Source organism: Pontibacillus salipaludis (assembly GCF_014642405.1).
Taxonomy (GTDB): Bacteria; Bacillota; Bacilli; order Bacillales; family BH030062; genus Pontibacillus; species Pontibacillus salipaludis.
This window is the reverse complement of record NZ_BMIN01000012.1, coordinates 1-22,535: the sequence shown is the minus strand read 5'-3', so window position 1 is coordinate 22,535 and position 22,535 is coordinate 1. Positions and strand designations below refer to the sequence as shown.

The following is a 22,535-nucleotide window of genomic DNA, read 5'->3' as shown; positions in this document are numbered from 1 at the left end:
TATCCCTAAGGGTGCCTCTTTGCTTCTGCTTATAAGGAGCACCTATCATGAAGGCACAATCTAAAACTAAAATGACGCTTTTCTCCTTAACGTGGCCGATCTTCATTGAAATCATGTTGCACATGTTAATGGGGAATGCAGATACGCTTATGCTCAGTCAATATTCCGATCACTCTGTTGCTGCAGTTGGAGTCTCAAATCAGATTCTGTCTGTTGTTGTCGTGATGTTTGGTTTTGTGGCCACAGGAGCCGGCATTTTAGTTGCCCAGCACTTAGGAGCCGATAAGGAAGAAGAAGCAGGCTCCATTGCAATCAGTTCCTTAAGTTTAAACTTGTGGTTCTCCTTAATTCTGAGTGTGAGCTTGTACATGTTCTCTGAACCGATCCTCAACCTCATGGATCTTCCCCCTGAACTCATGGATGAAGCTAATCTCTATCTAAACATTGTTGGGGGGCTGATCTTTGTACAGGCGCTTATTATGACAACAGGAGCAGTGCTTAGAAACTATGGTTTCACCAAAGACGCCATGTACGTCACGATTGGAATGAACATCATTAACGTAATCGGCAACTATTTTGTCATTTTCGGTCCGCTTGGATTTCCGGTCCTTGGTGTTGAAGGAGTCGCCTACTCGACTGCGATTAGCCGCTTTATTGGTTTTCTTGTTTTATTAGGGTTGCTTATTAAACGAAGCAACGGTGAACTCCCAATGACTTCGTTTTTCCGATATCAGAAAAAACATGTTCTGGGACTTCTCCGCATCGGTGTCCCATCTGCAGGAGAACAACTTTCTTACAATGCCAGTCAAATAGCTATTACCTACTTTATTGCTCAGATGGGGACAACGGCGATTACAACGAAAGTGTATGCTCAGAATATTATGATGTTTATTTTTCTCGCTGCCATTGCCATTGGGCAAGGCACTCAAATTCTAATTGGTCACTACATCGGAGCCAAAAGGTTGGACGATGCTTATAAGCAAGGCTTCAGCAGTGCTAAACTAGCCATTGGTATTTCTGTTGGAATGTCTGTTATTGTCTATTTCTTTAGTGACCCCCTCCTTGGAATCTTTACATCCAATGATTCTATTATTGAACAAGGAACCTTTCTATTATTGCTAACGATTCTATTAGAACCAGGACGAGCCATTAACCTCACTGTTATCAGCTCCCTACGAGCAGCAGGCGATGTACAATTCCCTGTATTCGTCGGAATCCTATCCATGTGGGGCATTAGCGTAACATTCGGCTGGTTCTTCGGCTTGTACTTAAACATGGGGCTCGCAGGAATTTGGATCGGATTCATAACCGACGAATGGCTCCGCGGCCTCCTCATGACAAGGCGTTGGTATAAGAAGAAATGGAGACAAAAAGCTTTTGTATAGCAAAAGCGGAAATGCCTCGTTTAGGCCCGGCAGGCATAAGCGGGGGATCGGAATGAAGTGCCCTTCCTTCATGCAGATCAACCGCTTATGTCCCGAGGGCCTGGGGCATTGCAGCTGGATGATAACAAAAGCGGAAATGCCCCGTATAGGCCCGGCAGGCATAAGCGGAGGATCGGAATGAAGTGCCCTTCCTTCATGCAGATCAACCGCTTATGTCCCGAGGGCCTGGGGCATTGCAGCTGGATGATAGCAAAAGCGAAAATGCCCCGCTTAGGCCCGGCAGGCATAAGCGGAGGATCGGAATGAAGTGCCCTTCCTTCATGCAGATCAACCGCTTATGTCCCGAGGGCCTGGGGCATTGCAGCTGGATGATAGCAAAAGCGGAAATGCCCCGTCTAGGCCCGGCAGGCATAAGCCTATAAGAAATACAAAAAAGCTACTCCAACTATTTGGAGTAGCTTCTTTCACGCTCTACCGCACCAAAGGGTGTCTGGCACCCTGACCTTCTTTACAGCACTAAAGTATCATTTAAACTTCAATTTTTACGTTGTATGCTTTGAGCCAGTGGTTGATCTGGCCGAGGTGAGCGAGGAGCTGTGGTCCTGTCATGAGTTGACCAAACCATGGTGCATCGATTGCCTTCCCTTCACTGTCAACAAGTTGTTGGATGCGTTCTTTCTTAAAGAGGTTAAACAACGGTGCATTGGGATCATCGAGTATTTCTCCGAGCCAGCTTACTACAGCTTTTGTGTAAACAGGATTGTGCGTCTTCGGATATGGACTCTTCTTCCGGTACAAGACGTCATTAGGCAATAAGCCTTCTAAGGCCTTCCGCAAGATTCCCTTCTCTCTGTCCCCGTATCGCTTCATTTCCCACGGCACGTTCCACACGTACTCGACCAAGCGATGATCACTAAATGGAACACGAACTTCAAGACTTGCCCCCATACTCATGCGATCCTTACGATCTAATAGCGTTGTCATAAACCAGAGCTGATTTAAATAAAAGAGTTGGCGTCGCTGTGCTTCTTCTTTCGAGTCACCGCTAAACGTTGGCGTCTCAGCGATCGTATCCTGATAACGCCCCATCATATACCCATGCAAATCAAGCTTCTGGCTCCACTCATCAGTTAGAAGTTCATTTCGGACACCAGAAGAGCGAATCCAAGGGAACCCTTCTCGAGACAAGTCTTCCTGACGATAAAACCACGGATATCCTCCGAAAATTTCATCCGCACATTCTCCAGATAACGCCACGGTTACATCCTTTTTAATCTCACGGCAAAACCATAATAACGAAGAATCCACGTCAGCCATACCTGGTAGATCACGCATATTGACGGCTTCTTTTAAAAGCCCCGCCAACACATCGTTATTCATGACAGAAGATGAATGCTTCGTGCCGAACGTGTCTGACATCAATTGAATAAAATCCCCGTCGCTATTGGGTTGGAACGTATTTGCTTTGAAATACTTCTGATTGCCGTCAAAATCAATCGAGAAGGTTTGAAGTGGATCTTTTCCAGCTGCTTTCATATGGTTCGCGGCAATGGCTGTAATCGCACTTGAATCCACTCCGCCTGATAAAAACGTTCCGACTGGCACGTCAGACACGAGCTGACGGGTTACAGCATCTTCAAACAATTCACGAATCGTTGCGGCCGTTTTCTCTACTGAATCCGTATGTTCATGACTCTCTACGTTCCAATACCGGGTGATCTTGAGTCCATTACGACTATAGACCCCTACATGCCCTGGCCGAAGTTCTTTTACACCTTTAAAGACACCATGCCCCGGAGTACGAGATGGCCCGAGCGCCAAAATTTCACTCAGCCCTTCCTCATCAAGAACAGGGGCAATATCCGGATGAGCAAGAAGTGCTTTTAGCTCTGAAGCAAACACGAGTCCCCCTGCGTTCTCCGTGTAGAAGAACGGCTTCACTCCTAAACGGTCACGAGCGATAAAGAGCGCTTCTCTTTCGCCATCCCAGATTCCAAAAGCAAAAATCCCATTTAACCGATCCACACACGCTTCTTTCCACTGCATATAGCTCTTAAGTAAAACTTCTGTATCAGAATGAGACTGAAAGCTCCACCCGAGACTGGCCAGCTCTTTCCTGATATCTTCTGTATTGTATAACTCTCCGTTGTAACAAATGGTATACGCATGAGAACCATTCTGAAAGGTCATCGGCTGTCTGCCACCCTCAGGATCCACTACGATTAAGCGCTGATGACCAAATGCAACGTGAGGCTTAATCCAGGCATTGGATTCATCAGGACCGCGGTAGTGAAGTGTTTTCGCCATTTTTTCAACGGTGCGTTCGTGCTGCGTCAGATCCTTTTTATAATCAACCCATCCACTAATGCCACACATCTACACTCATCCTTTCTATGCTAGAGCTTGCGATTCAATTGTCTTCCTTCCCTAACATATGCCCAGATGAAAAAGATGTGATTTAGAGAGCGCACATAAACAACCCTCTCCGCTATCGGATGAATCTAGGGCTCCCTGGATTGAGTATGGATTCTGAACCTGAGTTGCTTCACTCGAACTTGAGCCGCTTTCGCCGGACTTGAGCCAGCCGCCACCAGACTTGAGCTGTTTCACTTCCTACTCGAGCCGGTATTTTGAACACTTGAGTCACTTTTTCCGAAACTTGAGTCGCTTTACTCGAACTTGAGCCGCTTTTGCCGGACTTGAGTCGCTTCCCCGAATATCAGCCGAAAACCGCCTCTTCCTAGTGACTTACTTTCTCCACTTGAGCCGCTTTCCGCTGAACTTGAGCCAGCTACCACCAGACTTGAGCTACTTTCATCAATCTTGAGCCGTTTCACTTCCTACTCGAGCCGGTATTTTGAACACTTAAGTCACTTTTTCCGAAACTTGAGTCGCTTTACTCGAACTTGAGCCGCTTTACTCGATCTTGAGCCACTTTTGCCGGACTTGAGTCGCTTCCCCGAATATCAGACGAAAACCGCCTCTTCCTAGTGACTTACTTTCTCCACTTGAGCCGCTTTTCCCGAACTTGAGCCAATACCTCCCAAACTTGAGCCTCTCCACAAAACTTACTGCAATCCATACAAAAAAGCGTTGAATTGGTTTACAATTCAACGCTTTTAAAAACGAGATTACATGATTAATTTAATGGTAAAATTCCCATTGGTAGACGACCGAATCCTAGTACTAGTGCGATAATGATTGCGATGAAGAATTGGATCCAGGCGCTTTTTGCGGAAACGCGTTTTTTGGCGCGGACGGCAATCATTTCAACTGCGAAGATTACCCATAAGCCAGCTAAGCTCTTAATAATCGCTTCTCCTAGCATTGCGCCTCCTGCGTTTGCAAAATACACGGCAATAAGGCTACCACCAGAGTACAAGATTAATAAGTAGTCCAAACGTAGAATCATGTGAAAGACTTTACCGATCTTTGGCTTTCCTAATCGATCAAACCATACCGTCAGGCCTAGCAGAATTAGCGCTAATACCCATGACGTAATATGTAAGTGCGTTTGTCCATCCATACTTTTTTCCTCCTTTACATAGAACTTACCACCGATATCATACCAAAAAAACGTCTGATTCGCGAATGTTTACTCTTTCCCAACCTATATAACAAAAAATTCTGAAAAACTGTTATACTATTCATAGATTCTTTAAATGATGGAGGGATACAATGACACATACAAGTGAACAAATTATTGAACAAACACAGGAGTATGGGGCAAAGAACTATCACCCGCTTCCAATCGTCATCGCTAAAGCAGACGGTGTATGGGTAGAAGATCCTGAGGGTAATCGATATATGGATATGTTAAGCGCTTATTCAGCGGTTAACCAGGGCCACCGTCACCCTAAAATCATTGATGCGTTAACGGAACAGGCATCCCGCGTAACCTTAACTTCCCGTGCTTTTCATAATGATCAGCTCGGTCCTTGGTATGAGAAGATTTGTAAACTAACCAATAAAGAGATGGCTCTGCCTATGAATACAGGAGCAGAAGCTGTTGAGACGGCTATAAAAGCTGCACGCCGCTGGGCTTATGATGTGAAAGGTGTAGCAGAAGACCAAGCTGAAATTATTGCATGTGTAGGCAATTTCCATGGTCGTACGATGACTGCGGTTTCCTTGTCTTCTGAATCGGAGTATAAACGTGGTTTTGGGCCTATGTTGCCAGGGATTAAAGTGATTCCATACGGTGACGCTGATGCGTTGCGTGAAGCCATTACGGAGAATACAGCCGCTTTCTTATTTGAACCGATCCAGGGAGAAGCTGGTATTGTCATCCCTCCAGAAGGGTTCTTAAAAGAAGCTTATGATATTTGTAAAGAGAACAACGTGCTTTATATTGCCGACGAAATCCAAGCTGGCCTTGGACGTACTGGGAAGATGTTTGCTTGTGATTGGGAAAACGTATCTCCTGATATGCTCATTCTAGGTAAAGCTCTTGGTGGAGGAGTATTCCCGATCTCTTGTATCGTTGCGAATAAAGAAGTACTAGGTGTATTTAACCCTGGTTCACACGGTTCAACCTTTGGCGGAAACCCTCTAGCATGTGCTGTTTCCGTTGCTTCACTTGAAGTTTTAGAAGAAGAAAATCTTGCAAACCGTTCACTTGAGCTTGGAGAATATATGATGAGCGAGCTTCGTTCCATCGACAATCCTAAGATTAAAGAAGTGCGCGGAAAAGGGCTTTTCATTGGTGTTGAGATGACAGAACCTGCTCGTAAATATTGCGAGGAATTGAAAGCGAAAGGGCTTCTATGTAAAGAAACCCACGAGAGCGTCATTCGCTTCGCTCCCCCTCTTGTCATTGATAAAGAGGACCTGGACTGGGCAATCCAGCAGATTAAAGACGTATTAGCATCAAAAGCGTAAGCAACCGTTCAGCAACGTAAAGACTGGACTGAACCGCAGCAAGATCAAGGAAACACGGTGAGCGTTTGCGAACCGAAACATATAGTCTAAAACGAAAAAGAGCGCTCGGTCCAATGCACCGGGCGCTCTTTTATATCCATTATTAAAGCTTCTTGATCTCATCATCGGTTGGCATGACGCTTGCGGCGACTATATAAAGCAACAACACAAATCCGCTTGTAAAGAAGCACAAAACCACCGTTAAGATTCGCAAAAGGCTTACGTCAATATTGTAAAGTTCACTTAATCCACCGAGAACACCTGATATTTGTTCATCTTGCGTGGAACGATAAAGTTTTTTCATAAGCGTTCCTCCTGTATACTTCTATACCTATCCTACGAATCAGGGTACTACGATGTTTCACCTTTTACAATATCACAACGCCTTCACGTATCCTCCGTCCACAACAAGCGCTTGTCCTGTAACATACGTATTAGCAAAAGAGGCCAAGAAAACAGCTGTACGAGCAAATTCTTCAGGCGTACCATATCGCCCTGCGGGAATCATCGTTTCCATCTCGGCCTTCACTTCCTGAACGGAGAGCCCTTGTTTTGTTGCCATCTTCTCATCTAATTCCTCAACGCGCTCCGTTTCGATTCGCCCTGGTCCAAGCGTATTCACTAGAATGTCTTCACCGGCAAACTCCGTAGCCATTGATTTCGCTAAACCCACGATCCCGGTTCGGAACGTGTTGGATAGAATCAGTCCATCGATTGGCTGTTTAATGGAGGAAGAAGCAATGTTTAAGATGCGCCCTCTCCCCGCGTCTTTCATATGAGGAATGGCTAAACGGCTTGCGCGAATAAAACTTAGCAAATTCAACTCAAATGCCTTTTGCCAATCTTCATCAGACATGTCCATAAAACTCCCTGCCGGAGGCCCCCCTGCATTATTCACAAGGATATCCACCCCACCAAGTTTATCAACCGCCGATTCAAATAAAGCTTCTAAGCTGGCTGGATCTGTAATGTCACAGACTTCAGTATGCGGAGCCGCGCCTAAGCCCCCTATTTCCTGGTGAATCTCTTCAGCTGCCTGCAGAAGATGTTCAGCATTGCGACTCGAAATCAATACAGTAGCTCCTTCACGTACAAATTCCGTTGCGATCGCTTTTCCAATCCCTTTACTCGATGCTAATAGAACAACCCGCTTCCCTTGTAAACCTAAGTCCACCATAACCCCTCCTTCATACTAGTACCTTTATTGTACTGAAAAAGAGGGGCGTTTTTCCAAGAGGAGCGTTTATGGATGACTCAAACTGACAATTTTCTTCTGCCCCCAGGGAGCAACAGCTACTTTGGCAATCCTTTCAGACTCGTTCCCTTCTAATGCTTCGCCAGTGTTTTCTTCCACATAAAAGCGTTCAATTCCATAGCGAATACGAAGTTCATTTCCATTGCCACCTTTATATTGGCCCGTGATTAAAATTTCATCGCCCTCTGTACGTAATGCTTGATGCGACACGGCTTCTGCTGCATAGAGCTCTCCGTCTTTCTTCAACTTCACATACACCTTCTCGTTGTACTGAGGTTCTTTCCCGACCCATTTTTCATCTGAAATTGTAGAGATTTCATAGTTCACCACTACGTAATCTCCGTAAAAGAGGTCTCTTGGATCAACAGGAGCTGTTTTTAAATCAATCGTTTCTCCAAAAAGATCAATTGCGTAGTACGCCCCAGCCATCCCAACTAGATACAAGACTTGTAGACTTACGATTAATGGAAACAGCCAACGCTTCATCTACCTCCGCCCCCTTTTTCATTCCCAGATAAACGGCGACGTTCCCGGTTTAACACATAACTTAATCCAAACAAAAGAACGCCTCCAATGAAGAAAAAGACTGATTTGTTAAGGAAATCCCAAGCTAACTGAACATATGCAATCAACGTGCTGACTAAAAAGGCACCCGTGCCAAAATTGACTAGACCAACAGCTTCCCGCTTCGTCCCAATGACTAGGTATCCAATCGATACTACGTATAATAGGATGAGCGCGATAACTCCTCCATCCCCTCCTACATACACGACCGGAAGAAACAGCAAGAGATTCAGAATACCTATAGCACGATCTTTTACCAACGAAACTAGTAGTCCCGCTACTATAATATGGGCAATGAGGAAGATTACATTTACGTTCAATCTTTCCATCACCCATGAATCAAGCAGGAAGACCTCGATGGCCTTTAGTAAAAAGGCAGCACCAATACTCGTAATCTGCAATGAAGGGAAACGGAAGAATGAGAGAGTGGTCGCAACATAAAGCAATAACCATAGGAAAAGCAACCAAACATAGTCATGTCCCCCTGCGAATACAAAGACAAGGGACTGAAGTATATACCCAAAACCAAATAATAAAGCAAGAAAATCACGGCGTAACCGAACCAATTCAAAACCGCCCCCGATTACGAATAAAAGGAAGATCCATAAATGGGATTCGCCGTAAGTCATCCAACTATAAAGTTGCCCCATCGTTAAGATGGCTAAGGTCAAATAAAGAAGAGGTTGTTCTCTTCTGACTCCATACACTAAACTGGCAGCCACTCCCCACAAGAAAAAGGTTGTCGCACTATAAGCCATGTAATGATACATCTGACCAGTCAAGATCATTGCCGCACCAAACAGCAGGACTCCTATGGCATAAAATGATGTACCTAGCGATCTAGACCCTTTCTGGTAAGCGCGGTCCCCGAAGAAGTAAAACCCAAGCAGGGACACAATTAAAATCCCCATCTTTAAGATGTTCGGCATTAAAGACCAATTCGAAGCTACAAAAGTCAGGAATCCAAGCCCAATAAACAACCCACCAAAAATCGTTAACAACCCTTTCGAGTTTCGATTTGGATATTTGGCGACTAGTTGGTCATACTGCTCCTTTGAAATAATCCCTTCTTCCACCCAGGCTTTTCCTTCTTTCTCTAACCAAGACCGTTTCACACTCACTCACCTCATCTTTTCTTTAGATCGTTTAAGAGGTTGGATCTGTCTGTATGTAAATACTCGCCAGATCCACTCCAATCCCCCGTACTGAAAGACTTTCAACCATAAGTAGCTTCCAAAGACCTGAAGTGTGTAGATGACGATTACAAGAACGACGTTCCACACAGGAGAAACATCTCCATACAAACCTAACCCCACACCGTAAAAGAGCAGGAAACATAAAACAGATTGGAAAATATAATTGCTTAATGAAAGTTTCCCAACATATTGAAACGGGAGTAAGAGTTTCCCTTTTTTGTTCCAAAGTAGTGTCGTCATCGTCATGTAGAAGATTGCTGAAGCTGTTCCGCCGATGTTATCCTGCGCAGTACTAAACCACTCGGGATTCCCATACAAATATGGTCCTATTTTAAAAACAACAAATAGAACGAAACTGATTCCTCCTATTTGCTTGATCGTTTTTTCATGCGTTATGGGCTCGTGCAGCCATCGCTTCTTAGCAGCAATAACACCAAGTACCATAACAGGCCATATCGACGCCGCCAAGAATACCCATTGGTACACAGAAGCGTACACGAGTTGCCACGTTTCCCAGTTTTCTGACCATATGGAAAGCAAACTGTCTGACTGATAAGCAGTAAATGCTTTATCAATAAGAAACTGATTTGCCTGCCCAAGCTGATCGCGGAAGCTGTAATACCCAAATGTGACATACGTCGTGAATACTACCAAAATGGTAAGAGCCACCCAACTCATCATTTTTACAGACCATTTCAACAATGGAAGGAGCAAGAATCCCAACACACCGTACGTTAATAAAATATCACCATACCAGATCAAGATCCCATGGATGAGTCCAAAAACAATTAAGACACTCAACCTACGTGTAAGCACTGTTGAATAATGAAGCCCCTTACCTTCTAAGCTTTCCTTCATCATATACAAACCAAATCCAAATAAGAACGAAAAAAGCGTATAAAAGCTTGCCTGAAAGAACATATCAATACCAGACTGAACAGCTCGGTTCAGTTCGCCGGTCCAAGCCTCTTCCCCACCAAACATAAAGTATGGCGCGTTAAATGAAGGCATGTTCACCATAAAAATTCCAAAAATAGCCAATCCTCTTGCCGCGTCAATCCACGGCAATCGCTTACTTTTCACGAATCCTCACCTCCTAATCACCTATGTACCTTAACTTTACGTTAATCTCACCAGAAGAAGCAATTTTTTTAGACGATTAACACGTTCTCTCATCTCTCTCATAAGCTAATCATAAAGGAGGTATGCCTATGCCAGCTCAGGTGGGAGCCGTTAAGGTCGTGAACATTTCAGGCTCTGCTATATTTAATATCGGCGATGTCTACGCCATGGCTCCCCAGAGTTCCGCGAAAACCTTTGCTGGGGGTGGGTCCTTTAACACAGGTGACGGCATTCAAATTGATTTATCACAATCTACTACGACAGTTTATGATCAAGATGTCGTTGATCAATCTACAATCGAGGATTTTGAACAATAGGGAGGTACGGCATATGAATTACACGATCCATCAGTCTATCAATATCCACTTTTTAAAAGTGGGGTCTGTATCCAACTCCTCGGTTTTCCAAATTGGTAGTGCAGGCGTTATTCAGGCGCGTTCTAGCCTTTACAATACTGGCGCTTACACAGAACCTGCTGAGGAAGCTGAGGCGCTTGGAGAAGAAGGAACAGGAGAGGAAAACGGAGGCCCCCTTGTTCCTCTATCGATTTCCTAACCTTCACACTTTCCCAGAATGATGCATACAGTATTCTAGGTAAATGCCTAGAAAGGGGGAGATCAAGTGCAGTATATGGATTCATGGACCCAGTATTTAGAGAAACTTCATAAGCTCGTTGAATCGCAGACTGAGAAAATGAAAGAATTAGAGAAGCGAGTTGGTGAGCTTGAGAAAAAGGCCGAAGAGAACCAACGCCCCTCAACCAACATCGAAAAAATCGAATACAACTTTGACCAACTAAAGATCGAAACCCTGGAAGGGACGCTTAATATTGGCTTAACCCCCCAGAACGGGAAAGACTTTGGTATTGAAGACCTTGCTATAGATGAAAAGCCCTTTCCTCCTAAACTCAGCGGAGGTCAGGCTGTGAAAGATAAAATTATTTCTGATTTACAGAATTACCTAACCGACCAAGGACCACGTGATCTCCAACAAATCGCCGGACAGTACGGACGCCATTATGACTCAACCTATCAGCAATTTATTCTACAAGATATCCAGAAACAGCTCGATGATCGTGTATCCCATTATCTTGAGCAGTCAAACGCCTCAAACGGAATGATGGACGATGCACAGATCCAATCAATATCCCAACAAGTTAAACAAGAAATCTATGAATCCCTCCATCATTTCATCCAAAACCAAAGCCACAAAGGAGATGAACCTAGTGAAGTTTGAAGTGCATAACTGCGGACTAAATGTAGGGAACATCCGAGTCCAAGGTGTTTCCTCATCTTCTGTTTTTTTAATTGGGGACAATGAAACGATCGCCCTCTCTTCTATCTTTGATACACCACCTGAATCTGTCATCGTAGGACCTCTTGTACCCCTGACGGAACGAAAACGTAAAGAACAAAAGGATCGAAAAAATGTATAAAAGAACCTCCTGTGTCAATCAAGTTAAAATCAATTCTCTAACGCTAAGTTCTATCTTTGAAATCGGGGATGCAGAAGAAGCAACACCTCGCTCTCGCGCCCTAGCTGTTCAAAAGGAAGGCGCATTATTTACAGATCGAGACTTTCCATTCAGCGACTTCCCCATCTATTCAGCCGAATTACCCCGCTTTGAACGTCAAATCGTCATTGATCAAACAAGAGTTCCGTGTGATCCCTATATCCACGTAGACTCAGTCCATATTGAAGGGGTATCCTCTGCATCTGTTTTTCAGATTGGTAACCTTAATCACCTGGAATCCGAAGTCCGTATTAAACATTTTCGCATTTTAAAAGAAAAGGATGACGAACAATAAGACTAAGGATGCATACCCTATGAAAAGAGACCTCTTATAAGGAAGGTGATCAGCATGCCATCCATTGTCGGACCTATTAAAATTAACAGCGTAGGCGGAGGCGTTATTAACTTTGGGGATTCCTTCTACATTTCTCCAAAAAGCTCCTCTAAATCAAATACTGGGTCAGGAAGCGCCAACACGGGTGACTTTATCAATACAAACAACGGCATTAGCTCAACGAACCCATTTGACCCAGATGGCGTTGACCAGCCAACAGTTGCCACCTAGATGGGTAAAGACGAAATTACATCATGTAATTTCGTCTTTATTTTTTAAATATAATCTATCTGCTGAGACATTGGAGATAGACTGGGGCCGTTACGTTTGATAAGTTCTTGGGGTGTCTGGGGAACGACTCGCTTTCCGCGGGCGAGCTGTCGAGCCTCCTCGGGCAAAGTTCATGCCCTGCGGGGTCTCGTCGACCTTTTTCTCCCGCAGGAGTCTCCCCGTTCCCCAGACACCCCTGGCTAGAGTTTTTACGAACGGCCCCGCAGCTTAACTATGGAAGGAAATCTACAGAATCAGGGGCATGCATGCCATTGTTTCTGCTAGCTTATACCCAGAATAAGGAGAGCTTGGAAACACGCCATAACGTGAGTGAGGATAAAAAACGATCTAGGTTTAGTCCGTTCACTTCTTAATGCCAGGGCAGGCTTGGGGACTGCGAGACTCCCGCGGGGTAAGGAGCCTAGGGGAGACCCCACAGAGAGCGAAAGCGAACGAGGAGGCTTCCCAGCTCCCCGCAGGAAAGCGAGTTGTCCCCAAGCCTGCCCAAGCACTTTTTACAGTAAAGGACCATTGCATTCCCAAATTAGTCATTCAAAAACGGCCAAGGAGATTCCTCCTTGGCCGTTTTACTGGTTACTTTTTGCGGTTGGCTTTCTTAATCGTAATCTTCTTATGCGGATCTTGTTTCTTTACCCATTTAATATATTTCTCCATATCAGGATGGTCACGTAGGCGTTCGATTGTGTTGTAAAACCCGGCTAATTCTGCATTGGTGAATAGCGCATGAATTTGCTTGTGACAGGCTTTGCACAATTCAGCTGTTGGACCTTCTGCGCCTCCGTATTGCCTCGGGACTAAGTGGTGCTCGGTTGTTTCAATAGGACCCCGTCCGCATAACTCACACGATTCTTGCTGGGCCATTTCATCACCTCTCGTCTACTCGTGTTAACAACGATGCATCAAAGAAATAAAGGTATTGGGCTGTGATGGGCCTGCGCCAAATGCGACTTAATGCTTCTGCATAAAGAGAGAGCTGGGTTCTGTAGCGCTCTTTTAACGACTCTTCATTTTGCCCTTCTTGAATTTTATCGGTTTTATAATCAAGAATAATCCAGCCATTCTCTCCAGGGATGATACAGTCGATGACACCTTGGACAAATACTTTCTCGTCGGTTTCTTCTTTCCAGTCGGCATACACTTCATGAGCTGGCAATGTCAGGGTGAACGGAACTTCGCGATATACTTCTGTAGAATTCATAATCATTTCGCCCATTTCACTTTCAAAGAACGCTTCAATGGCCTCCACGTTAATCGCATCCGCTTCCTCTCTTGTGAGGTGTTCTTTCTCTACGAACTGCTCCACATACTCTTCAATTTCAGCAGCAGTTAATTTCTTTGTAAACGGTAGATGCTGCATGACCGTGTGCATGGCACTCCCCGCCTCTGCTGCTGTTAAGGAGCGGTTTTCTTGCATAAAGCGAGGCCGCTGAACGATTGGTCGTTTGAATTCTCGAATTAACGAGTCAGCACTATATTCATCAGGTACTTCTCTCTGCCTCTTCAGTTCGGTTACAGACTGCTTCGCACGATGGTGAATGGCATTTTGGTGAGGATACATAAAGGACAGACGCCTGTTTACTTCTTCCTCTTCGCCTTTTGTTTCGCCTACCTGCTTCCACTCTCGAATCGCTTCTTCTAAGGCTTCACTTTGTTTCTCTTCCACCCGATTTGGATTCGCATATGCACTGCTGTGAAGAAGACTAACGCGCCACGAGGATTCATCGTTCACAATGGCTTCAGGTACACGCATGATGGAACCAGCACCACGCAATTCTTCATTTTGCTCGTGACGAATAAGGGCCGGAGCTACCCAATCTAAATAAGACTTCGATTCTAACCTGTAATGAGCCGGGAGTACCCAATGTGGATGTTCGACCCATTCACGCCATTTATCAAGCTTCTTCTCAAGTGAAGCTACGTTCCCGATCATAACGAGCTTTTCTTTCGCACGTGTTAACGCTACATACAACACGCGCATCTCCTCAGCAAGGAGCTCACGCTGCTTCTCTTTTTTCAAAGCGTGGTAGGCAAGCGTTGGGTACATAATCCGCTTCTCTGGATCTATAAACTTACTTCCGAACCCGTGATCCTTATGTAACAAGTACTTCGACATTAAGTCCTGCTGGTTGAACTGTTTATCCATACCTCCAAGCAGAACGGCTGGGAACTCAAGACCTTTACTCTTGTGTATGGTCATAATACGAACCACGTCCTCTTGCTCACCAAGAGCTTTCGCTGCACCGAGGTCTTCTCCTCGCTCTTCAATTCGTTCAATAAAACGAAGGAAGCGAAACAAGCCTCTGAACGATGTAGCTTCATAACTGCGCGAGCGGTCATAGAGAGCACGAAGGTTAGCCTGACGTTGACGTCCGCCCGGAATGCCTCCAACAAAGTCATAATAGCCTGTTTCCCTATATACTTGCCAAATCAGCTCTGATAAAGACCCTTGTCTAGCCCGTACCCTCCATATTTCCAGTCTCATTAGGAAGTGCTCAACCTTCTCTATTAAGCTAGCGTCATCTCCTACACGCTTGTAAGCTTTTAGAGCTTCATAATAAGACGCTTTCCGCTTCGCTAAACGAACATTTGTAAGCTCATCCTCGTTCAAGCCAACAATCGGAGAGCGAAGGACAGAAGCAAGTGGGATATCTTGTCTTGGGTTATCGATCACTTTCAAGAGACTGATCATGATTTTGATTTCAATCGCTTCAAAATACCCCGAAGACAGCTCCGCATAAACCGGTATCCCTTGTTGCTTTAGTTCTTCCACAATGGTCGGCGCCCACGTCATGGAACGCATAAGGATTACAATATCGCGGAACTGGATACTTCGCTTCATTCCTGTTTCTTTATCCACAACCTGAAGCGCATCTTCATCGCCGTGGCCAAGCCACTGTTTAATCTTTTGGGCATAGGCACGGGCTTCAATTTGGGCTTTTTCAAGATCCTGAAAGCCTTCTTGTCCTGCTTCTAGTTCAGATGGATCTTCAGGCGCCTGCCGGTCAATAATCATTAATTCTGCATCAGCATCGGTTGAGGTCAATTCGTCGTAGATCGTATTGCTGTAAATCAGCTCGGCATCTTTGTCATACGTCATCTCTCCGACTTCTTCATCAAGAAGCTGGCGGAAGATATAGTTCGTTCCGTGGAGAACTTCTTTTCGACTTCGGAAGTTACGCGCTAAGTCAATCCGCTCTGAAGGGTGATCCTCTCCCGCGAATTCTTTATATTTTTGTAAGAAAAGCGTCGGTTCAGCGTGACGGAAACGATAAATACTTTGCTTTACGTCTCCTACCATGAAGAGATTTCCTGCATGCTCACCATCTGTCACCATTCGTAAAATGGTTTCCTGAACAAGGTTTGTATCCTGATATTCGTCTACCAACAGCTCGGTAAACTGAGACTGATAGCCTTTCGCTACTTCTGAAGGTTTTATATCCCCTGGCGTTGACGCCTCATCCATCAACACTTGTAAGCAATAGTGCTCAAGGTCGGCGAAATCAACAAGCGCTTGCTCTTTCTTCTTCTTTTGGAAACGTACATGAAACTCTTTCACAAGGATCATAAGCTGGTCGACAACAGGCGCAAGTGTCTGCATATCGCCTAGGTGTGCCGAAAGAGAACGGGCAAACCAATCCTCTTTAAGGGAAGCAAAGCGTTTCTTATAACGGTCCCGAAGAGCCTTCACCTGATCCTTTAATTCTTCAGAACACTCCACCTTTTTTCGAGACAGGGCTTTAAAGCCACCAGTAGTCTCCATAAACTGCTGAAGATCGTGCCAAGAAATATCCACAAGCCCTAGAGCATTTTGCATTTTCTCTCGGTCGTCATCAATAGCTTCAGCATAATGATAAGGACCATCAGGCTCGCGAGTCAGGTTCAAGGCTTGTTCTGAATCAGCAAACATGGCTGTAAGCTGACTTTTCACTTCCCGTTTTAAAATATTGAGCCACTCGATCTCCTCTTCAGGTGTATCTTCTGAAACGTGATACATCGCAGAAACTTTCTCCATCCACGTATCTGGCCACGGATTTTGCATCGCGAAGTTATAAACGGAAAGCATGAGTGATTCAACTTCCTGGTCACTTCTGTCCCCTGAGAAACGATTGACCACTTCAAAGAAAGCATCCCGTTCTTCTCCTTCTTTCCCATACCATTCTTCAAACAAATCCTCTAAAATTTCCTGACGAATAAGGTCTCCTTCTACTTCATCAGCAATCCGAAACTGAGGGTCTAAATCAAGCTGGTAAGCATAACGACGCACAACATCAAGACAAAATGAGTGAAGCGTCGATATGGAGGCACGCTGCAACAGTGAAAGTTGTTTCTTCAAATGCATGGAGCCCGGATTTTCTTCTAATGCTTTCTCTAAGGCTTCTCCAACACGGTTTCTCATTTCCTGTGCAGCGGCATTGGTGAATGTCACGACAAGCAAGGTATCAATGTCTGTTGGATTGTCCTGATTCAAGAGTTTCTGAATAATACGTTCAACGAGAACAGCGGTTTTCCCTGATCCGGCAGCCGCTGATACGAGGACGTCCTTTCCGCTTGTGTAAATGGCTTGTTCTTGTTCTGGAGTCCAGGATGGCATTACTCATCATCCCCCTCTTGCTTCACAATTTGTTGCAATATATCTTCATCCTTCATCGGTTTTATCGTTCGGTACTGGTTCTCTTCAAGTGTCGGGTCGAATTGACAAACAGAGCGATAGTCACAGAATGTACAAGCGACCTGCTGATTCTTCTGAAATGGATTTAAATCGACTTTTCCGTTTGTAATCGATTCACCTGCAGATTTCATCATATCCCTTACATAACTTTGCAAGTGCTTGAAGGCTGCTTCTTCAGCCGTCTGCGAGCCCTTCCGGAATCCTCCAGCCTTCTTCAAACCAGCCGGTACGATTTTACTCATCCCTGTATCTAAATTCGTATCCATCATTTTCACGATTTGCTCATCTTCTACAAGGAGTCCTTGCATTTTAAACTTCTTAAAGAGCTCGTCTTGAATTTCTGTGTCTTTTAGAAGCTGTGATCCTGAAATCATTGGATTGTGCACGTGGAAATACAACACCCCAGCCGGAGTTGCCTGTGTACCAAGCCACGTATCCGAATGAGAAAGCACCACGTCTAAATAGGCGAGCATCTGCAGAGCCAAGCCGTAATATACTTCAACAAGATCAAGCCCCTTCGCACTAGACTTATAATCAATAATTCGAAGTAAAAGCCCTTCGTCTCCTTGCGCACGGTCTACTCGGTCAATCCGCCCTCTTAGCATTAACTCGAATCCATTCGCAAGATCTAACGTCATCGGCGGGATCTTATCATCAGGTCCAAAGCCGACTTCTAGTCCTACTGGGGCAAACTGACTTTGTTTCGCCTGTTCACTCAGCATGTATGCTGCTCGAGCTACTACGTCTTGAAGCTTTTGCTGAATGTACTGATAACGGTTTGAGCTATAAAGAATCTGGTGCTGCAGAATAGGCGAGAGTTCATGAACCGCTCGTTTGGCATACTGGTTCGTGTCATTCTCCGTAATGCTATTCCATTCACGTCCCTCAACCTGAATCCACTCGGTAATTTGTTTTAAAGCTTCGTGGAACAACTGTCCAATATCTGGTGCATCAAGCTTATAAACAGACCGTTCTTGTAAACCTAACCCGTATTTCGCAAAATGCTGATACGAACAGCGATAGTACGTCTCTAAACGAGACACACTCGCTTTCACTTGTTTTGGATACAAGTGATCGGTCGTATTACGTCCTAGGTTAGACGGTTTATTTTTATAGAATAAGCTCAATAGAACACGCTTTGTATCGATTGCGTTCGTGTCATGAGCGATAAACCAATCAAGTACATCCCACCAAACATCCTTCATCGGATACCCTCGCAGGTAACGAGAAAGCTGTGCTGTTAAAACAGAGCGTGTCTTCTGAGGAGTTGTAATGAATCGCTCTGTTTCCTCATGATCGTCGCCTTCTTCAAGGAGCGATTTTTCCTCACAGTATGGGAATAATTCCTTCATTCGTTTAACCATGGAAGACGGAACCTTCGCTTTTCCCTCTTCGTTACTAAGGGGATAACTAACCCATAAGTAGTCAGAAGCTGCCGTAAAGGCAAGATACACATAAAAATGGTCGTCGAGAAGTTGACGTTTACTGCTGTCGGCAAGCTGGACGCCATGTTCAGACAGCAATTCCCGTTCTTGTTCTGAGATCATCCCTTCTGCTTGCGGCTTCATCGGCCACAATCCTTCGTTCACCCCAAGGAGAAACGCACTTTTAATCCCTGTAATACGCGAGCGATCCACGCTTCCGACAATAACATGATCCATGCTAGGCGGGACATGAGAGAAGTCTAACGATTCAAGACCCGTTTCCATCGTTGTTCTGTAAAGCTGTAATGAGATTTTATCGTTCCCAATCATTTCAACCATCTCATCGAATAGTCCAATAACCGCATCCCATACTTGTTCTTGTTCGCGGGACTTCTCAATTTGACCACGTTCGTCATACCAATCGCGCCAATGATCTAACGTACTTGGTACCCGCAGCTCTTCTAGCCACTGAAACAGGACTTGTGAGCGTTCTTTAACGGTAGACGCTTCCCGGATTTGCTCATCGAAAGGCAGAAGAATCTTAACGACCTGATCGCGAAGGCGATTAATACGCTCTTCTTTCTTCTTCTCTTCATCGGTTTGAGATAAATGGTCAAAGCCCCTGAATCGCTGAAACCTCCATGGCTCTTCACTAATCCAGCGTTTTTTCGTCCGGACACCATACTCGAGGCAATAATTTTCAAGTTCATCAATCGCATCCTGAGTAAGCGGATGTTCTCTGTCCCCTAAAGGGAAAAAATCTGTTTTTAACAAACGGAATATAGCCTCATACCGCCAGTTCCCTTCAATAACATCAAGAGCTGACCTTACAAATTCAACGAGCGGATGATTCAACATCGTCCGCTTCTCATCAATAAAGACCGGGATTCGGTAATCCTCAAACACGGTTTGAATCAAGTCATGATAGACGTCAGGCTCACGTATTAAAACGGCCATATCTTGATATCGATACCCTTTATCGCGTACGAGTTCTATAATCTCCTGCGCGACCCCTTCCACTTCAGCTCGGGGATGAACCGCTTGGGCTACTGTAACCGGAGCCTTCTCCTGATATCCTGGGGCCGGTCTTGTTGTAAAGTAATGCTCAAGGTGTTCAAAAGCCGGACGACGCTCAAAGCGCCCTTCGCCGCCATATACATATTTCACCTCTTCAACCGGAACATTTACTTCCTGTGCCGTTCGCTCTAAATCTTGGAATGTGTGAGCGGTCTGATGGAAGAGATCAAGTTCATCAATCTCTCCGTAGCGGGGCTGATCTAGCGTAAGAGCAATTGTTACGCGTTTCGCTTTCTTCATAAGAGCTTGTAAGACCACAAGTTCTTGAGGCGTAAATCTATGGAAGCCATCTAAATAAATTTCAGCCCCATTTAATGAATCAGCTTCCTCAATCTTCTCAGCAAGAAGTTGCAATTGATCCTCACTATCAATATATTGCTCACGAAGGGCGATCATAAGCTGTTCATATATGTACGATAAGTCTTCTAGTTTATGCTGCAGAGCTTCTTCTCCAGGGTATGGGTGTTTATAATCTCCCATCGAGCCGATGTATTCATTTAACGACTCAGGTGTAATCCGATACCGCTTAAATTCTGTAATCATCGTTTCTAATTGTTCAATAAACCCTTGCTTTTCGATCGCCTTTTGGAACACATTCCAATCTGATTTACGTTCTTCAGTGATTTTACGAAGCATCATCTGGACGCCCGTAGAGCTAATCATCTTCTTCGTTCCGCCACCTGTTTCCTGAAGCACACGCCAGGCAAGACGGGAGAAGCTAAATACTTGAGCGCGAATACTCCCTTCAATTCCTTCTTGCTTTAAAAGGGCATATTCTTGCTGGAACGTCATCTGATCAGGAACCATATAGAGAATGGGAGACCCTTGAGGAGATTCCTTCAAACTTTCTCTTATTTCTTCAAGACACTGAGTACTCTTTCCAGCACCAGCTCTTCCTAATAAAAATCGTATACTCATTCGTTACCTCCACTCCATGAACGTTTTTTAGTGTTTTGCATACAGTACGACTACGATAGTATAGAGGAGTGATCCCTTGCTAAAATCAAAGCTAATGGCAGGCGCGTTGATCTTTACCGGTATCTTCATCGCAAGCAACCTCTACACCATGCTTCCTCTCCATTCTGAAATCGCACAGTTGTACGGTGTATCCGACTCCGTAGTCTCTCTAGCCAGTTCAATGTTTATTTTCCCTTATGCGGTTGGATTGTTCTTCTTCGGGATGCTAGCCGATAAACTACCACACAAAAAGGTCCTGCTATGCGGTATGGCGGCGCTTACTCTCGTCACCTTACTCGTTGGACTTATGCCGACCTTTTGGCTTTTTATCATACTACGCGCTGCTCAAGGGGTCCTTGCTGCAAGTTTCGCACCGACTGCATTTGCCTATTCCTTCGAACACTTTAAAGGAAAAGAGCAACCCTTCGTCATCGCGATGATTAATACGGGCTTCTTATTCGCCGGGATCTTTGGGCAAATGATTGCAGTAGAACTAGCTAGTTACGGAACGTATCGTACGGTCTTTTTTGGCTTTTGCTTACTTTATAGCATCTGCTTTTTGCTATTGAAACAATTTCTTGTTTCCTCAAAACCTAAAACCTTTCAAACGTTATTTTCATTATCTCCTATTTTATCATTTTTTCAGTTCAGACCCTTGCAAAAACTATATGGAATTACCTTTTTCCTTCTTTTTACCGTCATGTTGTTTTACGGGAGTTTTGAATGGTTAATTGCCAGAGGAGAAATTAATATTCCCTTTTCCCTGCAAGGTTTCCGGGTAATAGGACTAATCGGAATTCTCCCTGCCTTCTTCGCCGGCCCGTTGCAACAACGATTCGGAGCACCGTTCGTCTTAGGCATGAGTCTTCTAGCTGTTACAATCGGCTTTTCCCTTCCATTACTGATTCTCAATACATGGACACTCCTAGCCGCTTCCATCTTCATGATTGCATCCACCTCGCTAACCATCCCCATGGTGATCTTGCTTGTTGGACAATGCAGCAAACAAGCACGCGCTAGTGCGGTGTCGATCTACTCGTTCACACTACTAACAGGCGCCAGCATCGGAAGCTTAGGAGCAGCCATTGTCCCTTTCCAAGGCGTGCTCATCAGTTGTGCAGTTTTGTTTATGGGATTGGCCTATATCAGCCTTCGACTAAAAGTATCATTACCAACGAATCGCGCCCATTCTTAATGTTATGCCTTAGCGATAAATTGGAAGACTAAGACGGGAGAATGTTTCCGTTTGCTTGAATTGAGCTTAAAGGTGGTCCGAGAAATCACTCGCTTTCCGCGGCGAGCTGGAGAGCCTCCTCAGTCGCTCACGCTTCTTCCGGGGTCTCCCCTAGGCTCCTCTTGCCGCAGGAGTCTCGCAATTTCTCGGACCACCTTTACCGTATTAACAGTAACGAAAACATACCACATTTTGATTCCTCGTTATTGTCCGCCACGCTTAAGCAGTGGGGACGTTCGCAAGAATATAGGGAGGGGTGTCTGGGGAACGAGGAGACTCCTGCGGGAGAAAGAGGTCGACGAGACCCCACAGAGAGCGCTAGCGAACGAGGAGGCTCGACAGCTCGCCCGCGGAAAGCGATTCGTTCCCCAGACACCCCTAAGCACTCATCAAACGTAACGACCCCGTTTCAGCTCTAGGGTCTCAGCTTCAACTCTTCCATATAAGGGCGCTTATATGATAGGAATAATCGAGTAGGAGGAGGTGACTAACCTCCGTCCTCTCACACCACCGAGCGTACGGGTCCGTACTCGGCGGTTTCCTTAAGTTTGACGTAAAAGTTTATATCGATGAGATAAACTACGAAGCCCTAGA

General features: G+C 45.0%; 19 protein-coding genes. 9 read left to right on the top strand and 10 right to left on the bottom strand.

Annotated elements, in window-relative coordinates:
- The first annotated feature begins 47 nt into the window (after positions 1 to 47).
- The gene (locus IEW76_RS13255) at positions 48 to 1,385 is read left to right on the top strand and encodes an MATE family efflux transporter (RefSeq protein WP_188654596.1); all 1,338 of its coding nucleotides are present in this window, start codon (positions 48 to 50) and stop codon (positions 1,383 to 1,385) included.
- A 528-nt stretch (positions 1,386 to 1,913) separates the two neighbouring features.
- On the opposite strand, the gene asnB is transcribed toward IEW76_RS13255, so the two are convergent.
- Positions 1,914 to 3,761 carry an asparagine synthase (glutamine-hydrolyzing) gene (gene asnB, locus IEW76_RS13250; RefSeq protein WP_188654595.1) on the bottom strand — a complete coding sequence of 616 codons (1,848 nt, stop codon included), beginning with the start codon at positions 3,759 to 3,761 and terminating at the stop codon, positions 1,914 to 1,916.
- A gap of 763 nt (positions 3,762 to 4,524) precedes the next feature.
- Positions 4,525 to 4,911 (bottom strand): YisL family protein, encoded by a 387-nt coding sequence (locus tag IEW76_RS13245; protein WP_188654594.1) that lies wholly within the window; start codon positions 4,909 to 4,911, stop codon positions 4,525 to 4,527.
- Positions 4,912 to 5,063: 152 nt separating this feature from the next.
- Between IEW76_RS13245 and IEW76_RS13240 the strand changes: the two genes are divergently transcribed.
- Positions 5,064 to 6,266 carry an ornithine--oxo-acid transaminase gene (locus tag IEW76_RS13240; protein WP_188654593.1) on the top strand — a complete coding sequence of 401 codons (1,203 nt, stop codon included), beginning with the start codon at positions 5,064 to 5,066 and terminating at the stop codon, positions 6,264 to 6,266.
- Positions 6,267 to 6,408: 142 nt separating this feature from the next.
- On the opposite strand, the gene IEW76_RS13235 is transcribed toward IEW76_RS13240, so the two are convergent.
- The 5 genes from IEW76_RS13235 to IEW76_RS13215 form a co-directional block, all read right to left on the bottom strand.
- Positions 6,409 to 6,609, bottom strand: a complete 201-nt coding sequence (locus tag IEW76_RS13235; RefSeq protein ID WP_188654592.1) for a PspC domain-containing protein — start codon at positions 6,607 to 6,609, stop codon at positions 6,409 to 6,411.
- 72 nt (positions 6,610 to 6,681) lie between these two features.
- Complete coding sequence (locus tag IEW76_RS13230; RefSeq protein WP_188654768.1) at positions 6,682 to 7,479, bottom strand: SDR family oxidoreductase; 798 nt, start codon at positions 7,477 to 7,479, stop codon at positions 6,682 to 6,684.
- Between the two features lie 69 nt (positions 7,480 to 7,548).
- Positions 7,549 to 8,046, bottom strand: a complete 498-nt coding sequence (locus IEW76_RS13225; RefSeq protein ID WP_188654591.1) for a GDYXXLXY domain-containing protein — start codon at positions 8,044 to 8,046, stop codon at positions 7,549 to 7,551.
- Entirely contained in the window at positions 8,043 to 9,239 is a 1,197-nt protein-coding gene (locus IEW76_RS13220; RefSeq protein ID WP_188654590.1) for a DUF2157 domain-containing protein, read from the bottom strand. The genes IEW76_RS13225 and IEW76_RS13220 overlap by 4 nt, the downstream gene beginning before the upstream one ends.
- A gap of 6 nt (positions 9,240 to 9,245) precedes the next feature.
- Positions 9,246 to 10,403, bottom strand: coding sequence for a DUF418 domain-containing protein (locus IEW76_RS13215; protein WP_229721234.1), 1,158 nt, complete (start codon positions 10,401 to 10,403; stop codon positions 9,246 to 9,248).
- A 128-nt stretch (positions 10,404 to 10,531) separates the two neighbouring features.
- Here IEW76_RS13215 and IEW76_RS13210 point away from each other — a divergent pair, with 128 nt between their 5' ends.
- The 6 genes from IEW76_RS13210 to IEW76_RS13185 all read left to right on the top strand — a co-directional run bounded on the left by IEW76_RS13210 (position 10,532) and on the right by IEW76_RS13185 (position 12,520).
- Entirely contained in the window at positions 10,532 to 10,759 is a 228-nt protein-coding gene (locus tag IEW76_RS13210) for a spore germination protein (protein ID WP_188654588.1), read from the top strand.
- A gap of 13 nt (positions 10,760 to 10,772) precedes the next feature.
- On the top strand, positions 10,773 to 10,997 hold the full coding sequence (locus IEW76_RS13205; protein ID WP_188654586.1) for a spore germination protein GerPB: 225 nt from the start codon (positions 10,773 to 10,775) through the stop codon (positions 10,995 to 10,997).
- A 75-nt stretch (positions 10,998 to 11,072) separates the two neighbouring features.
- Complete coding sequence (gerPC, locus tag IEW76_RS13200) at positions 11,073 to 11,678, top strand: spore germination protein GerPC (RefSeq protein ID WP_229721241.1); 606 nt, start codon at positions 11,073 to 11,075, stop codon at positions 11,676 to 11,678.
- Positions 11,668 to 11,877 (top strand): spore germination protein GerPD, encoded by a 210-nt coding sequence (locus IEW76_RS13195; RefSeq protein WP_373285990.1) that lies wholly within the window; start codon positions 11,668 to 11,670, stop codon positions 11,875 to 11,877. Before gerPC ends, IEW76_RS13195 begins: the two co-directional genes overlap by 11 nt.
- Positions 11,870 to 12,250 (top strand): spore germination protein GerPE, encoded by a 381-nt coding sequence (locus tag IEW76_RS13190; RefSeq protein ID WP_188654580.1) that lies wholly within the window; start codon positions 11,870 to 11,872, stop codon positions 12,248 to 12,250. Before IEW76_RS13195 ends, IEW76_RS13190 begins: the two co-directional genes overlap by 8 nt.
- A gap of 54 nt (positions 12,251 to 12,304) precedes the next feature.
- Positions 12,305 to 12,520, top strand: a complete 216-nt coding sequence (locus IEW76_RS13185; RefSeq protein ID WP_036785040.1) for a spore germination protein — start codon at positions 12,305 to 12,307, stop codon at positions 12,518 to 12,520.
- A 633-nt stretch (positions 12,521 to 13,153) separates the two neighbouring features.
- On the opposite strand, the gene IEW76_RS13180 is transcribed toward IEW76_RS13185, so the two are convergent.
- From IEW76_RS13180 to addB, 3 genes are read right to left on the bottom strand one after another with little or no spacing between them, the layout of a single operon-like run.
- On the bottom strand, positions 13,154 to 13,441 hold the full coding sequence (locus tag IEW76_RS13180) for an HNH endonuclease (RefSeq protein ID WP_188654578.1): 288 nt from the start codon (positions 13,439 to 13,441) through the stop codon (positions 13,154 to 13,156).
- A gap of 4 nt (positions 13,442 to 13,445) precedes the next feature.
- Positions 13,446 to 17,171 carry a helicase-exonuclease AddAB subunit AddA gene (addA, locus tag IEW76_RS13175; RefSeq protein ID WP_188654576.1) on the bottom strand — a complete coding sequence of 1,242 codons (3,726 nt, stop codon included), beginning with the start codon at positions 17,169 to 17,171 and terminating at the stop codon, positions 13,446 to 13,448.
- Positions 17,171 to 20,668, bottom strand: coding sequence for a helicase-exonuclease AddAB subunit AddB (addB, locus tag IEW76_RS13170; RefSeq protein ID WP_188654574.1), 3,498 nt, complete (start codon positions 20,666 to 20,668; stop codon positions 17,171 to 17,173). The genes addA and addB overlap by 1 nt, the downstream gene beginning before the upstream one ends.
- A 76-nt stretch (positions 20,669 to 20,744) precedes the next feature.
- On the opposite strand from addB, the gene IEW76_RS13165 reads away from it, so the two are divergent.
- Entirely contained in the window at positions 20,745 to 21,902 is a 1,158-nt protein-coding gene (locus IEW76_RS13165; RefSeq protein ID WP_188654571.1) for an MFS transporter, read from the top strand.
- Positions 21,903 to 22,535 lie beyond the last annotated feature (633 nt).